The following is a 14,976-nucleotide window of genomic DNA, read 5'->3' as shown; positions in this document are numbered from 1 at the left end:
AAATGACCTCGGCATCATTCGCATACAAAGGCACGTTCGCACTGCCGCTGATCCTGGCAACCATTACCGCGATCTCCGCCTTTGCCACCGAAACCATCAAGCTTGACGACGGCACCACCTGCACCGTCATCGAAAGCACGGGTTCGATCGCCAACGGCACGTCCACATCGGTAACAGCAGGTGGCGGCAGCGTTTCGTCCTCGACGACAATCGACGGCAAGACAACCACCATGCACTCGGGCGGCGGCTCGGCTTCGTCCAGCGCCGGCTCGTCCGTCACGACCGGCACGGCCGGCAATCAGGCATTTTCGACGGCAAGCGTCACCAGACCTGATGGGACGGTCATCACTCGGCGGTCGGACGGCACCTGCGACGTCACCAAACCTCGGAAATGAAGGAGATCGGCATGTCTAAGAAGATAACACTGGCAGGCCTTGTGCTTGTGGCCTCGGTCGCCACGACACCCGTGTTTGCACAGGACTGCAACTCGGCCGGGACGGTCGGCTCCGGCGGCAGTGCCTCCGCAGGCGGCACATCGGCAAGCACACTCGGCACCGCCGGAGCCTGTCGGACCGACGATGGCACGACAGCCTCGATCGGCTCCGGGGGCAGCGCGGCGACGGCCGAGGGCAAGGCCCGGAGCCAGACCAAGATCAACGAGAACCCCGAGCAGCTGAAGGCGCAGTCAAAGGCCCAGGCCATGGACCAAGGCACCTTCAGCAAATCGCAGACGAAAACGAGGGTCAAGGGTGATGAGCTGCAAAGCAAGACGCGCAGCATGTCTCATGTCCCGGGGCAGAAGCCGGTCAAAAGCACTACCGACAGCAATGTGGTTCTGCCGCAGCAGTGACCTGGAAACGACGAACCGGCTCCCACCAAAGAGCGGGAGCCAGAGCCTTCGGCACGCGGACGATCCCCGCATGTTTAGTTCGCCGCCTACGAATTCTGCCGTTCAGCTCGCTGATTGGAACTGAATGCCGGCTGGGGCTTTAAAACCGCGCAGACTTCGGAGGATGAAGATGGACGAAAATACTTTTACGCAACTGAGCACCATGAGCCACCAGCTGCACAAGCGCTCCCTCGCCCTGTCCCACCAGGGCAAGGACGCTGACCTCGCAATGCTGATGTCGGCCCAGGCCGTGACGATGGAAGCGGTCAAATCCCTCGGGGAAGCCTTGAACAGGATCAATGGGCCGCTTGGGCTTGGGGCAGCAGGAGACTAGGCGGCGTCTTTCCGTTCTCCTTCGTGCAATCCCTTTTCAGCGCCATGACAATGCCCAGCCGGAACTTTCCAACGCGACGGCAGGTTTGGCTTTCAGGAGGAGAACGAGATGCACCACAAACCCGGCCACCAACATGAAATGGCGTTTTACATCGGACTGAACGCGGCGCTGGGCTGCCTGATCATCGCCAGCGTCCTGCTTGCGGCAGCGGCCTGAAGATTAGATCCGGGAAGCCGTCGACGCTCCCGAACCGGCGGCGCTCTCTGCGCCATCGCCGGTCGAGGCCTGGTCATGTTTGTCGCCGGCGTGGCGATCGTGGCGTTCTGCCTCTACGTATTCATCGTGCTGTATGGGATCTATGCCCGCACCTGACACCCCGCCTTCCGCCTCAGCGCGGGGAGGAGACGAGGTCCCGGCCGTTCAAATTGCCTGGTTTCGGGTTTCAGATCGGTAACCACCCGACCAGCTAAAGCCTCCGCCCGTTCTTGTCATATGCTAATTGTGACGAAAATTCGCATCAGAACGATACGTCGAGGAAACCCTAAAATGCCCGACCGAATTCCGGGATATCCGCGCGTGCCAGCCACGGTACATTGCTGGTCAGAAGACGTCCCCAGCCAGACTTTCGTCTCGCTGGAAAAGGCCTTGGCCTACTGCAAGAAGAATATTGGCGAGCTTCCGGCAATCGAGATCTTCGTTCATTGCGGCCAGATCCCCGAGCCGATCATCAGCGGTGACGAGTTGGCCGCCCTGATAAAGGCAAAACGGCGCAACCTGGTCTGAACTGACTTACTTCTCCTCACCCGCTACCAAGGCTTGCAATGCAGGTAACGATACGTCTTGGGCAGGATGCCAGCTTGCGACATTAAAGGTGACTGGCTTTATCTTGTTAAAACGAGCCGGAACGGCTATTCGCCATGGCAGACTTAAACCAGGACCTGCCATGCTCCCGCTAAAATCCACATTGACCGCGCTGCTGATCGCTACAGCATCCAGCTTCACTGTTTCCTCGGCATTCGCATCGACGAAATACCCCCTGACAATCGAAAACTGTGGCGCACAGGTCAGCTTTCAAAAGGCGCCAGAGCGGGCGATCGGGCTTGGCCAGAACAGCGCGGAAATCCTGCTGCTGCTCGGCCTCAAGGACAAGATGGCTGGCACCGCCTTCTGGCCGAGCAAGGTTTTGCCGCAGCTTGCCGAAGCCAATGCCAAGGTCAAGCTTCTGAGCGTCGAATTCCCCACCTTCGAATCGATCCTGGCGGAGAACCCGGATTTCGTGGCGGCGGCTTTGCCAAGCCTGGTCGGCCCGAACAGCAAGGTCGCCAAGCGTGAGGACTTCGACAAGGTCGGCGTTCCGACCTATCTCTCGCCTAGCACCTGCCTCAGCACCAAAGACGTCAAGGACCAGTACGGCAGCCGCGCGCAGCTCTGGAACATGGATCTGCTTTACAAGGAAATCGACGAACTGTCGCAGATCTTCGATGTCGCCGATCGCGGCCAGGCGCTGATCGCCGATTTCAAGGCGCGCGAGGCTGCACTTCGCGCCGGCGTGTCGAAAGACGGCAAGAACCTTTCCTACGTCTTCTGGTTCTCCAGCCCCAGCCCGTCGGCGGATGCCTATCTCGGCGGCAAGAACGGCGCCTCCGGCTTCATCGCCGACGTCCTTGGCGGCCACAATGGCGTCACCGCCGAAGCCGAATGGCCGACCCTTGGCTGGGAAAGCATTATCGCGATCAATCCGGATGTGATCGTCGTCGCCAGTCTGGACCGCAACCGCTGGGAACTCGACAAGCCGGAAGCAAAGATCAAGTTCCTGACCACCGATCCGGCCGTCAGCCAGATCACCGCAGTGAAGAACAAGGCAATGGTGGTGATGGACGGTCAGGCCATGAACCCGACCGTACGGACGATCTATGGCGCCGAACAAGTGGCCGAACAGTTAAAGGCCCTCGGTCTTCTGAAGTGACGGAAAAGCGCCGCTCCCTTCAGCAGCTTTTCGCCTCCGCAACCGTGCTGGTGGCTTCGCTTGCAGCCATCGGTCTCGTCGTCGGCATAAGCGTCGGGATCGGCGATCTGCCGATCCCGCTCGCGACGACCTTTTCTGCGGTCACCAATCGGCTGGGGTGGACTGCGGTGGGGCTCAACCGTATCCATGAGACGGTCATCTGGGATTACCGTCTCAGCCGGGCGCTGGTCGCGGCCTTTTGCGGTGCGGGTCTCGCCCTGTCGGGGGCAATCATGCAGTCGCTGCTGCGCAACCCGCTTGCTGAACCTTACGTTCTCGGCATTTCCGCCGGCGCGTCTACAGGAGCCGTCGCAATCGTCATCCTCGGTGTTGGCGCAGGCGCTGTTTCATTGTCGGCCGGGGCTTTTGCCGGCGCCTTCGCGGCCTTCTTCTTCGTGGCGCTGCTATCCAACGGCACGCGCGGCGGCGCAGATCGCACCATCCTCGCCGGTATCGCCGCGTCGCAGCTCTTCAACGCCTCGACCTCATACATCGTCATGACGTCGGGCAACGCCCAGCAGGCGCGCGACGTGATGTTCTGGTTGCTCGGCAGTTTCGGCGGCGTGCGCTGGCCGGAATTGATGTTGGTCTCGATCATCGTCGGCATCGCGCTGGTGGCATGCTTGCTTTATGCCCGCGTGCTGGATGCCTTTGCCTTCGGCGACGAAGCGGCAGCGTCGCTCGGTGTCAATGTCGCGCGCGCACGCATCGTGCTTTTCGCCCTAACGGCGATGATGACGGCGACGATCGTCAGCATGGTCGGCTCGATCGGCTTCGTCGGCCTTGTCGTGCCGCATGTGGCGCGGTTTGTGGTCGGGCCGCTGCATGTTCGATTGCTTCCGGCCTGCGCCGTCGTCGGTGCCGTTTTCATGGTGGTGGCGGACATTGCGTCGCGTACCCTTATCCCGCAGCAGGTCCTGCCGATCGGCGTCGTCACCGCGCTGGTAGGCGTGCCCTTCTTTTCGATCATCCTCTACCGGTTCCAACGCGCGTCATGAGCATCAAGACCGAGAACCTCACCTGGAAAATTGGCAGGAAGACCGTGCTCGACGGGGTTTCGTTCGAGGCACAGCCTGGCAAGACACTTGGCCTGCTCGGACCGAACGGTTCGGGAAAGACGTCGCTCCTGCGTCTGCTCGCGGGTTTGAAAATGCCGCATTCAGGCTCCATCACGCTTGAAGGCAAGGATCTCAAAACGATCGGGCGGCGTTCGATCGCAAAGCGGGTCGCCTTCGTCGAACAGCATGCCACGACCAACGCCAACCTGAGGGTCGTCGATGTGGTGAAGCTCGGGCGGTTTCCGCACCGGTCGATATTTTCCGGCTGGTCGCTCACTGATGACGAAGCGGTCGAGACCGCACTTGTTCGTGCCGGCATGGCCCACAAGCGCAACGACCGTTGGCAGTCCCTTTCGGGCGGCGAGAAACAACGGACCCATATCGCAAGGGCGCTGGCGCAGTCGCCGAAGGAACTCATCCTCGACGAGCCGACCAACCATCTGGATATCCAGCATCAGATCGGCCTGATGCGGCTGGTTTCCGGCCTGCCGATGACGAGCATCATCGCGCTTCACGATCTCAATCATGCAGCGATGTTCTGCGACCAACTGCTCGTCATGCAGGACGGCAGGATCGTTGCTTCCGGAGCACCGGAAGAGGTGGTGACCGAAGCTCTGCTGAGGGACGTATTCTGCGTCGAAGCACGGGTAGAAGCTTCGCCGCACCATTCACGACCCCATATCCACTACCTCGTCTGACAACTTCCACCTACGGCAGGGCTCGACCGCGCCGCCCGCGTCGACGGAACCGAGGGCCGCCGCGCGCACGCCGGCTGGAACAAACAAACCCGGTCATTTGTTGGTTGTCCGTCCGGAACCGGAGGGCACGACATGAAACGTCTTTTCATCGCGGCAGCGGCCGTTCTTTCGCTGTCGACCAACCTCACGCTCGCGCAGGAAACCCCAAACGCGCCTCCCGGCGCCCCGCCACAAGCCGAGCGGGACCGTGCCTCAAACGCATCACCGCCTGGTTCACAGGAACCGGCCGCTGACAGGGACGGAGACGAATGGCGCATGCCTCCCATGGCGGACCGCCGATCGCCCCGGGGTGCGCGCTTCCGCATCGAAAACGGACGAACCACGATTGACCTGCGTTGCGCCGACAGCGAACCGACAAAGGATTGCGCGGATCTTCTCCTGCAGGTGCTGGACCGGCTGGAGCGAGGGAGGTCTTCGGACGATTCCGACTCCCGCGACGACGGCCGGGATCGCTCACGTTATCGCTGAAGCCGCCTAAGACCAGAAGGAAACCAGACCGGTCCTTCTTCAAGCCGCCTCGCCGCAACTCTCGTGGAAGAGAGCCTGCCGGGACTTGAGCAGACGTGCGCGAAGGCCGCCCTCAAACGAACGTACATAAGCTGAAGCGCAGATGAATACGGACTTCAGCAACGGTTCAAGGATCGCGCTGCAATCTGCCAGCGTGTGCACTCTGGAGGAAACCGATGCGCAGGATAATCTTGGCGGCCAGTTTGGTCGCAGCTTGTCTTTTTGGACTTGGAGGCGCGGCAAACGCCATGCCGATCGGAAACATTGCCGTTCCGGCAAAGCCAACCGCCGAAAAGGTCGATTGGGCTTGCGGCCGCGGCTATCACCTGAACCGGTGGGGCGACTGCCGCCCCAACCGCTGGGGACCGCCGCCGCCCCGCTACAGCCATCGGTGGGATCGTCGGGATCGATGGGACTACCGAGGACCGCCTCGCTGGGAATGGCGAGGCCATCGCGACTGGCGCGATCGCCGGGATTGGCGTTGATACGAGAAAAGCCCTTCTGCTCTGCAGAGGGGCTTTTCTCGATGGCGGGGGTTGCCAAAAGGGGCGGGTCGCACGCCTGGCTGAGCCCGGTGGCGCCTGATGCGGACAATATCACCTCCCACGCGACCGACGGATTCTGACGGCAGGGGTTGAATTTTAGCCACTTCTAACGAACATTTGCCAGCTGGGGAGCGTTCTATCGTTAGAAGGAGGAGATCTTATGAAAAAGGATACTAACCGGCAGGTCAGAATTCCTGGGCCACGCGACCACGACGTCGCCGAACACTGCCGTAAAAATGGAATGCGGTTGGAGGACGAGAGGAAGATGCTAAGGCTGCTGGGGAAGCAGGCGCCGGTGCACGAGATTCAGTCGAACTCGCCGCCACGACCGCCGCGCTTCCGCTAGGCGGCACCCCAGGCTTTACAATACTACAGCCCCATTCCCGCCGGTCGCGTCCGGTGCACTCCTTTTGGAATGAAGGCGAAGACTTCCGCAATGCCCAAAAGGTCTGCGGCAAGATGCAGGGTCGAAAGCCACATTTCCGTGCCCTGCAGGCTTCCAGCCTGACCATCGGCGAAGGCGAAGCCCCTTTTTTCCTGCCACCGGTCCGGCGAACCCAGAATGATGTCCTCAGCTACCGCTTCCGCCTGGCCACGCATGAAGTCCGTCTGCTTGAGGCACAGCCAAAGCGGATGGATCGTGTCGAGCAGATTGCAGGCCGTATAGGTCGGGCCGGAAAAACCGCCGTTGTTTCGATAATGCGACATCACGGAATTGATAGCGGCCTCAGGGAATGGGACTGGGATGCCGAACTGGGCATGCGCTCCGCGGGTGAGGCGATAAAAGCCGTTAACCGGTTGCAGGAGCCCCTGTTCCGCGGTCGGCTTTCCCCACAGTCCGGTCGAACGATCGACATGGGTCGTCAGCCAGCCAAAGAGGATTTCCCTGCCCCTGCCGCTCTTGAAATACCGGGCGTTGAGATAAAACGCCGTGGCGATGGCGTCCACCCGGTCGCCGCACCACCATGCACGTGTGCTCCAGGGCAGGGCCTCCAGCCAATCGCAAAGTGCAACGGCGTCCATCTCGACGTCGGAAATGGGGTTGGCGGGCTGCGCGCCGAGTATCTCCAGCGCATAACCGACCGCAAGGATGTTATAAAGAGCCGGGGAATCGTCACGGATATTCTTCGCGGGGTCGGGTGAACGAAACGGATCGGGGAAAAAGCCGGTGGAAGGATCCTGCAGCGCCTGCAAACGATCGACGATTGCCTTAGCCTCGTTCCCCGAAGGCTGTTCTCCAAAACCGGCGGCGATCTCGATCGCATCGCATTCGTGCCTGACGCTCATGTGTGCTGTGCCATCGGCGTCCGCCGATAGATAGCCGTTCGGCGTCAGATGCCGTTCCAGCACATCCCGCCATTCGGTTTCGGCCATCTTGCTGACCCGCAGCAACGCCTGCTCGACCTCGCCCCGGCGCGACTTTCCAGCGGCTGCCGTTTCGCCGCGGCGGCGCACGACTTTGGCCGGCACCCCTGCCGCGATCGCCAGATCGGGAATGTCTTTGGTGACAACGGCCCCGGCTGCGATAACCGCACCGCTGCCGATCGTCACGCCGTCAAGAATGACTGCATTGGCGCCGATCCACACATCATCGCCAATCGTAATGCCGAGCGTCTCGTGAGGCTGATCGTTGATGGGCATATTGGGATCGTCGAAACCGTGGTTGAAACCGACGATCGAAACGAGCGACGCAATGCGCACACCGTTTCCGCACCGGACCTTTCCGGAAATACAGGCGTAAGGGTTGACCGAACAACCGGAGCCGATTTCCACATCTCCCCGCACGAGAGCATGCCCCGCAATCCAGGAACGATCGCCGACGATCAGAGAGGATGTGAAAATGCGGGCATCTCTTGCGATGTAAGCGGTTTCTGCGATTTGCGCACCTGCAGATTGCGCCAGCTTCTCCTTCAATTTCTTTTGGAGATCGCTTTCAATATCCGCAGGTTTGCGCTCCCAGGTGAGGAATTGCAGCCTGGCTTCTCGATCCATCTCGGATTCCGGCTCTGGATCGATCCGCATTCCCTCACTCATCCTGCACCTCCTCCAACGCCTCGAAGCAGGCTTATGCCCATATGCTCCCGGCAGACGGATATCTTCAAATGGCACGCCTATGTCATCATACCAATTTTCAGTATTCGGCCAATCGATGAGATACAGCAGACAAATTTAAGCGTCCAGCTTTAGTTTCGGAGGTCGTTTGGCCCGTTTGATGCTGCCAAAGACAAATGGAATTTACTCTTGGATTGATATGGACCGGAATTTGTCATACACGTGTGATGAATACGGCGCAGATGCGTCGCATCGTTGCAGTGGGGATTGAGCGTGACGACCCAGACCAAGGATCGGAACAAGGGACCGGGATCACTGGTGTCACGGGTGGGCGAAAGCCTTCGGGCAGCCATTGCCGGCGGCCAATACTCCCCCGGTGACAAGCTCCCGAGCGAGGTGGAACTGACGGAAACGCATGGCGTAAGCCGGACGGTAATCCGCGAAGCGGTCGCCGCGCTGCGCTCGGATGGGCTTGTCGAAGTGAGGCAGGGGGCGGGAATTTATGTTCTCAGCCAGGATGCTCCGGCCCCTTCGGGTCGGAAAATCGACCGGGCGCGCGTCTCGTCCGATCTGGAGGTGCTCGAGGTGCGGGCGCCGCTGGAGATCGAGGCTGCCGGTCTGGCTGCCATGCGCCGGTCTCCAGCCCAGGAAGAGGCGATCTTCGAGCGTCATCGTGAAATTCTGCGGTGCATCGAACAGAATGAATCCATCCGCGAGGCGGATCTCGCACTGCATTTCGCCATCGCCGACGCCACCAACAATCCGCTGTTCCGGCAGCATCTGGAATTTCATGGCACCGCGGCTATTCCGCAATCGAGGGCAACACCCGGCGAACGGTCCGGTGAACAGACCGCCTACCGCCGCATGATCCACAAGGAACACGAAGCGATCGTCGTGGCGATCTCGGATCGCAACGAGGAGGCGGCGCGCAATGCCATGCGCGACCACCTGAGAGGCAGCCAGATCCGCTACCGGGATGTGCTGAGGGATTTCAAGGCGTTTTCAAGCTGATCCCGCAGCATATCGGCGACATGGTCCGGGCCGACATTCTGCCCTAATCCGCTTCACGTCCCCAGACCTCGATCTGCGTCAGCGCCGGAAAGGGCGAAGGATCGTCGGCCTTGATCAGGCTGTGCAGCCTGATCCATTCAACCGTCTGTCCCCTCACCGGAAAGCATTGCGCCGCACCCGTTTTGATCAGTGAAAAACACACGGTTTCGGCGTTGGAAAAGGTGACGCTCGCCTCTTCCCACCATGCGTCGTGCGGAAAATCGGCTCGCAGGTAGAGGACGATTTCGTCGATTTTCACCGGCCGACCGAAATCGAGGGTCAGCGTCGCCTCGGGGTCGCGATTGATCCCCCAGCTTGTATAGGGCCAGAAGCCATGATCGTCATTGGCCTTTTCACCGTCGATGGCGTTGCGCGCCGCGAAAACCGCCTCTCCACGCGTCTCCACATTCGCCTTGGCATGCGGAAAGACGGAGGCGTTGGCATGGTCATCCCACGGATTGAGGGCGAGGTTCCGGCGCGCGGCGATTTCCTCCGCCCGCGCCTTGCGCACGCATAACCTGTGGATTCCGCCCTCGAAGGCCCGCGGTGAATAGGGAATGCGCTTGGAACCGAAGGGTACCCCGAGCGCATAGGTCCCGCCCTTCATATAGACGATGGCGGGAGCCATCGCGTCGTCGAGGGCGAGCATCAGATATCCCGGCTCAGATGCTTCGACGACGACCTGATCGCCCTCCTTGTAGACGTTGCGATAGACGAGATAGGCCTCGTCCATAGCCGTTGCCTCGGCGCGAACCTCGCCCGCCACATCCACGACTTTCAGTGTCAATTCCATGCTCGTCCTCCTCAGACGATCCGCAGTTGCAGGCGCGTTCCGGCAAAGGGGATGCGCAGTCGATAAATTCTCGAGGACCAGGAGATGCGCAGGCGGGCATCGTCGATGTCGATTGCGTCAATCTCGACCTCGCCGGCTCCTTCGAGATCGATGCGGCCGAGGCCTTCGAAATAAAGCGCATGGTGGATAATCGGCTCGACGCAGGTCATCAGCGAAAGCACGGCCGGCAGGTCACCCTCATGGATGTCGACGACCTCGATCTCCCGCCCGCGCCGGAGCGTGACGGTTCGCCGATAGGACCGCACGCGCGCCTCGACCGGATAGGCGGTTGCGATGTCCAGAGATATTTGCGCCTGGTCTTCGGTGAACTCGGTATGGACATTACGCGCCGCGAATTCCGCGCCGTCGGCTTGGTTCACCTCTCCGAAAGTCGGCAGGTTGTGGAAACCCGACTGCATGGTCCAGATGTCGTAGCGCTCGGAGGAGAAGGTCTTGGCGGTGTAGGTTTCGACTCCGACGTCGACCAGGAACGGCTTGCCGTCCTTGTAGACCGTCAGGCTGCCGACGTCGTTGTGGTTGTGGCTTTCCCCGTTATTGCCGCCCTTGACGGCGAGCGCGAAGCGGTCGTCGCGGGCAACGAATAGGCCGATCCCGGGATAAAACATATCATCCGGCGGCTTCGGTTCGGTGCCGACTGCCGGCGTTACCAGCAGCTCCTGCACGCGGTACCAGAGGTTCCATTCCTCTGGCAGGTGCCTGTGCCCAGACGACAGCCGGTCGCGCGCGGCGAATGCCGCCAATACGTTCGACCCAACGGCCTTACCGAAGAGATACTCGCGCACGGTGCAGGGTTCCACGACGGCGGCGGAATCGGCAAAGTTGAAATAGTGATGGCCGGCGACATGCATGTTGACGATATATTCCGCCATGCCGCGGATTTTTGGAGCCTTCCAGAGCGGCGTCATCGAAGCTGGAGCAACCGTGTCGAGAATGGCCATCGCCCCGGCCATGCAGAGCGCCGCATGGCGATAATAAACCACTCCCTCCTCGCAGGCCCCGTCCTCCGCGTAATCCTTGATGAAGGCATCCAGGCTGGAAAGGGCCTTCCCGACGATCCGCCGCCGCAGGTCCTGTTCCGTCTTCAGGACAAAGGTCGAAAGCAGGACGTTCTGCGTTATCCACGCCGTCCAGTTGTTCATTCGCTCAGTGCCGTTTCCCATCCACCAGAAATGCCGGTCGAGATAGGGCGACACGATGCGCAGCCGGACCTCCCGCTCGATCCGGGCGACGACCTGCGGACTGACCTCGTCGAGCCGATCTTTCATCAGAGCGGCCACGGTCGCCAGCAGGGCACCCGTCTCCGCCGCAAACAGATCGATGACCGGCTGCTCCGTATCGGGCAAGGCAAACCGCTGTCCGCCCCGCTCGTAGGCGTTGTGAGCCGGAAGCTGCCAGCCGCTTTCCTCACAGATCAGGAAGACACCGTCGACGATTGCATCGATGAAACGCCCCCTGCCCTCGAGCAGCTCGGCAAGAACCATATCGTTCAACATCCGCCGCCGCGAAAAATACAGCGCCTCAAAGCGGGAGCGGTTCCCGTTCAGCGAATATTCCCGGTAGTCGGAAGCCTTGATGAGCGACCACGGCCGGCCAAGCGCCGCCTCCGCATCCCGGATGACTGCGGAACGCATATCATCCGATACGGCATCCCAGGCGGCCCGATCGCCGATCGGCGCGCCGGGCATGAAGTCCCCCAAAACCGGCGGCAAAGACCCGGCGATCTCGCTGAACATCAGCCTTCCTCCATGCGACCGATAAACGACCTCATTCGCCACCTATCATACGTATTTTGAGATGACTACAGAATTCATATGATTTATCCATAAACTTGTTTGACCAATGTGAGAGATGTGCTATCCCCTCGGTAGGGAGGCGGCACGCTCGTGACACAATGGCGGGCCGTGGATAGCCCTTGGGCATCGATCGGAGCATCCTGGTTCGAGGAGGGATAAAGTGTCCATATCGAATTCGACCATTGCCGCGGGTGATGCGCCGGCCGCGTCCCGGCGGCCGAGCAAGGTGTTGTCGCGCCGCCGGCGCAAGATACAGAGCGCGCTGGTCGCCTACTCCTTCATCGCCCCGAATTTCCTCGGTTTTGCCGTCTTTACGCTCGGACCGATCCTGTTCGCCTTCGTGCTGGCGTTCATGCATTGGGACGGCTCCAATGCGATCACCTTCGCCGGTCTCGACAATTTCTGGCGGCTGTTCGAAGACAAGGTCTTCATTGCCGCATTCTGGAACACGATCATCTATACGGTCGTGTCGGTGCCCGCGACGCTTGCCTGCGCGCTCGGCCTGGCGATCCTGCTGAACCAGAAGATTTTCGGGCGCGACTTCTTCCGAACGGCAATGTTCTTTCCGTACGTCGCGTCGCTGGTGGCTGTCGCCGTGGTCTGGAACATGATCTTCAACCCCGAAATGGGGCCGGTGAACATGATCCTCTACACGCTCGGCCTCGACCCCAAGGACATGCCGGGCTGGGCGGCCGACCGGCATTGGGCGATGGTGACGGTCATCCTCTTCGGCATCTGGAAGAGCATGGGTTATTACATGGTCGTCTATCTCGCCGGGCTGCAGGGCATCAATTCCGAGCTTTACGAAGCGGCCGATCTCGACGGTGCCAATTCGTGGCAGAAGTTCATCTATGTCACCGTGCCGCAGCTCGCCCCCACGACCTTTTTCGTGACCGTCATGCTGACGATCCAGTCGTTCAAGGTCTTCGATCAGATCTACATGATCACCCAGGGCGGCCCCGGCACCTCGACGCTTGTCCTCGTTTATCACATCTACAACGAAGCCTTCATTTCCTGGGACCTCGGTTATTCCAGCATGATTGCGCTCGTTCTCTTCTTTCTCGTGCTGGCAGTCACGGTCGTCCAGTTCCGCCGACAGAGGGAGGATTGATCCGTGAAGATTGCCGGACACAAGATCACTGCCAAGAGGGTCGCAATCTATGCGACGGTCATCGTCATCACCGCCGTGATGCTGATGCCTTTCGCTTGGATGCTTTCTGCCTCGTTGAAGCTCAGCCGCGACGTCTTCGTCTTTCCGATCGAGTGGATTCCATCGCAACCGCAGTGGCAGAACTACGTGGACATCTGGACGAAGATCCCGCTCGGCCTCTTCATCTACAACACATCGAAGCTGACGATCATCGTCACTCTGCTCCAGCTGCTGACGTCGAGCTTCGCCGCCTATGCCTTTGCCAAGCTCGATTTTCCCTACAAGAACACGCTTTTCCTCGGTTATATCGCGACGATCGCCATGCCCTGGCAGGTCTATATGGTGCCTCAGTTCCTGCTGATGCGCGAATTCGGTCTGAACAATACGCATCTGGCGCTGATCTGCCTGCAGGCGTTCACCGCCTTCGGCGTGTTCCTCATGCGGCAGTTCTACATGTCGATCCCGACGGAGCTTTGCGAGGCGGCACGCATCGACGGCATGAACGAATATCAGATCTGGGCGCGCATCATGCTGCCGCTGTCCAAGCCCGCGCTCTCGACGCTGACCATCTTCACCTTCGTCACCACCTGGAACGACTTCCTCGGCCCGATGATCTATCTGACCAAGACGGAGCTGAAGACGATCCAGATCGGCCTGCGTATGTTCATCTCGCAATATTCCGCCGAATACGGGCTGATCATGGCGGCATCGGTCGTCGCCCTCATTCCCGTCCTGATCGTCTTCCTGTCGCTGCAGCGCTTCTTCGTCGAAGGCGTCGCCTCATCGGGCCTCAAGGGTTAACGTCATGAATGCCGTTGTGCAGATCGCTCCCCAACCGATCACGGATGTCGAGGTCAAGGCAGCGCTCGATCTCGCCGTCGCCCAGATCCGGCACAATCTGCCGGCCTTCACCTATGCGTCCCAGAACCATTCCAGCGTCGGCAATTTTTATCCCGCCGTCGAGAATACCCAATGGACCGCAGGCTTCTGGCCGGGAGAAATCTGGCTGGCGTTCGAGCACACAGGCGACAAGGTTTTTCAGCATGCGGCGCAGATCCAGGTGCAGAGTTTCCTGCACCGGATCGAGAACCGCATCGAGACCGACCACCACGACATGGGCTTTCTCTATTCGCCATCGTGCATCGCGGCATGGAAGCTGGTCGGCGATGAGGACGGGCGCAAGGCCGCCATTCTGGCCGCGGACCAGCTTGTCGAGCGCTTCCAGCCGATCGGCCAGTTCATCCAGGCCTGGGGCCGCAAGGGTGTCGCGGAGGAATATCGTTACATCATCGACTGCCTGCTGAACCTGCCGCTGCTTTATTGGGCAAGCCGCGAGACTGGCGATCCAAAATATCGCGACATCGCGCTCATCCATGCCCGCACGACGCTGGCAAACTCGGTCAGGCTGGACGATTCCACCTACCATACGTTCTACATGGACCCGGTTACCGGTGCACCTGTTCGTGGTGCAACGAAGCAGGGCTACAAGGACGACAGTTTCTGGGCGCGCGGGCAGGCGTGGGGCATCGCCGGCATGGCGCTTTCCTATCGCTACGAGCCGATCGACGAATATCGCAACACCTTCGACCGGCTTCTCGACTTCTATCTAAAGAAGCTGCCAGCCGACCTGGTGCCCTATTGGGATCTGGTATTCTCGGACGGAGATGGCGAGCCCCGCGACAGCTCGGCAGCCGCAATCGTCGCCTGCGGGCTGCTCGAAATGGCCGAGCTGGTCGAAGCAGACGTGGCCGCGCGTTACCGTGAGCTTGCGCGCCGCATGATGAAAAGCCTCGTCGAGCATTACGCGGTAAAGGACCCGGCGATCTCCAACGGCCTCGTCCTGCATGGGACCTATTCCAAGAAATCGCCCTACAACACCTGCCGCGGCGAAGGCGTCGACGAGTGCGTCTCGTGGGGCGACTATTATTACATGGAAGCCCTGACGCGCCTGTCGCGCGCCTGGTCTTCCTATTGGTGAGAGA

The 14,976-nt window shown here is 60.5% G+C and carries 17 protein-coding genes; 14 read left to right on the top strand and 3 right to left on the bottom strand.

Features of this window, described 5'->3' with window-relative positions; all coding sequences use genetic code 11:
- The first annotated feature begins 2 nt into the window (after window positions 1-2).
- The 10 genes from J2857_RS19605 to J2857_RS31420 all read left to right on the top strand — a co-directional run bounded on the left by J2857_RS19605 (window position 3) and on the right by J2857_RS31420 (window position 6,442).
- Complete coding sequence (locus J2857_RS19605; protein ID WP_051903798.1) at window positions 3-395, top strand: hypothetical protein; 393 nt, start codon at window positions 3-5, stop codon at window positions 393-395.
- A gap of 11 nt (window positions 396-406) precedes the next feature.
- Window positions 407-850 carry a hypothetical protein gene (locus tag J2857_RS19600; RefSeq protein WP_210011791.1) on the top strand — a complete coding sequence of 148 codons (444 nt, stop codon included), beginning with the start codon at window positions 407-409 and terminating at the stop codon, window positions 848-850.
- Between the two features lie 169 nt (window positions 851-1,019).
- Window positions 1,020-1,223, top strand: a complete 204-nt coding sequence (locus tag J2857_RS19595; RefSeq protein ID WP_210011790.1) for a hypothetical protein — start codon at window positions 1,020-1,022, stop codon at window positions 1,221-1,223.
- Between the two features lie 546 nt (window positions 1,224-1,769).
- Window positions 1,770-2,006 carry a hypothetical protein gene (locus tag J2857_RS19590; RefSeq protein WP_210011789.1) on the top strand — a complete coding sequence of 79 codons (237 nt, stop codon included), beginning with the start codon at window positions 1,770-1,772 and terminating at the stop codon, window positions 2,004-2,006.
- 160 nt (window positions 2,007-2,166) lie between these two features.
- On the top strand, window positions 2,167-3,189 hold the full coding sequence (locus tag J2857_RS19585) for an ABC transporter substrate-binding protein (RefSeq protein ID WP_210011788.1): 1,023 nt from the start codon (window positions 2,167-2,169) through the stop codon (window positions 3,187-3,189).
- The gene (locus J2857_RS19580; RefSeq protein ID WP_210011787.1) at window positions 3,186-4,226 is read left to right on the top strand and encodes a FecCD family ABC transporter permease; all 1,041 of its coding nucleotides are present in this window, start codon (window positions 3,186-3,188) and stop codon (window positions 4,224-4,226) included. Before J2857_RS19585 ends, J2857_RS19580 begins: the two co-directional genes overlap by 4 nt.
- Window positions 4,223-4,984 (top strand): ABC transporter ATP-binding protein, encoded by a 762-nt coding sequence (locus tag J2857_RS19575; RefSeq protein WP_210011786.1) that lies wholly within the window; start codon window positions 4,223-4,225, stop codon window positions 4,982-4,984. The genes J2857_RS19580 and J2857_RS19575 overlap by 4 nt, the downstream gene beginning before the upstream one ends.
- A 132-nt stretch (window positions 4,985-5,116) precedes the next feature.
- Window positions 5,117-5,512 (top strand): hypothetical protein, encoded by a 396-nt coding sequence (locus tag J2857_RS19570; protein WP_210011785.1) that lies wholly within the window; start codon window positions 5,117-5,119, stop codon window positions 5,510-5,512.
- 215 nt (window positions 5,513-5,727) lie between these two features.
- On the top strand, window positions 5,728-6,036 hold the full coding sequence (locus J2857_RS31500) for a GCG_CRPN prefix-to-repeats domain-containing protein (protein WP_432420168.1): 309 nt from the start codon (window positions 5,728-5,730) through the stop codon (window positions 6,034-6,036).
- A 220-nt stretch (window positions 6,037-6,256) separates the two neighbouring features.
- The gene (locus J2857_RS31420) at window positions 6,257-6,442 is read left to right on the top strand and encodes a hypothetical protein (RefSeq protein ID WP_345928707.1); all 186 of its coding nucleotides are present in this window, start codon (window positions 6,257-6,259) and stop codon (window positions 6,440-6,442) included.
- 23 nt (window positions 6,443-6,465) lie between these two features.
- Here J2857_RS31420 and J2857_RS19565 read toward each other — a convergent pair whose 3' ends face one another.
- Window positions 6,466-8,130 (bottom strand): acyltransferase, encoded by a 1,665-nt coding sequence (locus J2857_RS19565; RefSeq protein WP_210011784.1) that lies wholly within the window; start codon window positions 8,128-8,130, stop codon window positions 6,466-6,468.
- A gap of 291 nt (window positions 8,131-8,421) precedes the next feature.
- On the opposite strand from J2857_RS19565, the gene J2857_RS19560 reads away from it, so the two are divergent.
- Window positions 8,422-9,159, top strand: a complete 738-nt coding sequence (locus J2857_RS19560; RefSeq protein WP_210011783.1) for a FadR/GntR family transcriptional regulator — start codon at window positions 8,422-8,424, stop codon at window positions 9,157-9,159.
- Window positions 9,160-9,202: 43 nt separating this feature from the next.
- Here the strand turns inward: J2857_RS19560 and J2857_RS19555 are convergent, their stop codons facing one another.
- Window positions 9,203-9,991 carry a discoidin domain-containing protein gene (locus J2857_RS19555; RefSeq protein ID WP_210011782.1) on the bottom strand — a complete coding sequence of 263 codons (789 nt, stop codon included), beginning with the start codon at window positions 9,989-9,991 and terminating at the stop codon, window positions 9,203-9,205.
- 11 nt (window positions 9,992-10,002) lie between these two features.
- The gene (locus J2857_RS19550; protein ID WP_210011781.1) at window positions 10,003-11,784 is read right to left on the bottom strand and encodes a heparinase II/III domain-containing protein; all 1,782 of its coding nucleotides are present in this window, start codon (window positions 11,782-11,784) and stop codon (window positions 10,003-10,005) included.
- A 220-nt stretch (window positions 11,785-12,004) separates the two neighbouring features.
- Here J2857_RS19550 and J2857_RS19545 point away from each other — a divergent pair, with 220 nt between their 5' ends.
- From J2857_RS19545 to J2857_RS19535, 3 genes are read left to right on the top strand one after another with little or no spacing between them, the layout of a single operon-like run.
- Complete coding sequence (locus J2857_RS19545; protein WP_210011780.1) at window positions 12,005-12,955, top strand: carbohydrate ABC transporter permease; 951 nt, start codon at window positions 12,005-12,007, stop codon at window positions 12,953-12,955.
- 3 nt (window positions 12,956-12,958) lie between these two features.
- Entirely contained in the window at window positions 12,959-13,795 is an 837-nt protein-coding gene (locus J2857_RS19540) for a carbohydrate ABC transporter permease (protein ID WP_210011779.1), read from the top strand.
- 4 nt (window positions 13,796-13,799) lie between these two features.
- A complete protein-coding gene (locus J2857_RS19535) occupies window positions 13,800-14,972 on the top strand; it encodes a glycoside hydrolase family 88 protein (RefSeq protein ID WP_210011778.1) in 1,173 nt (390 codons plus the stop codon).
- Window positions 14,973-14,976 lie beyond the last annotated feature (4 nt).

It is taken from the genome of Neorhizobium galegae, assembly GCF_017877055.1.
GTDB classification, from domain to species: domain Bacteria; phylum Pseudomonadota; class Alphaproteobacteria; order Rhizobiales; family Rhizobiaceae; genus Neorhizobium; species Neorhizobium galegae_D.
This window is presented reverse-complemented; position numbering and strand designations above follow the sequence as displayed.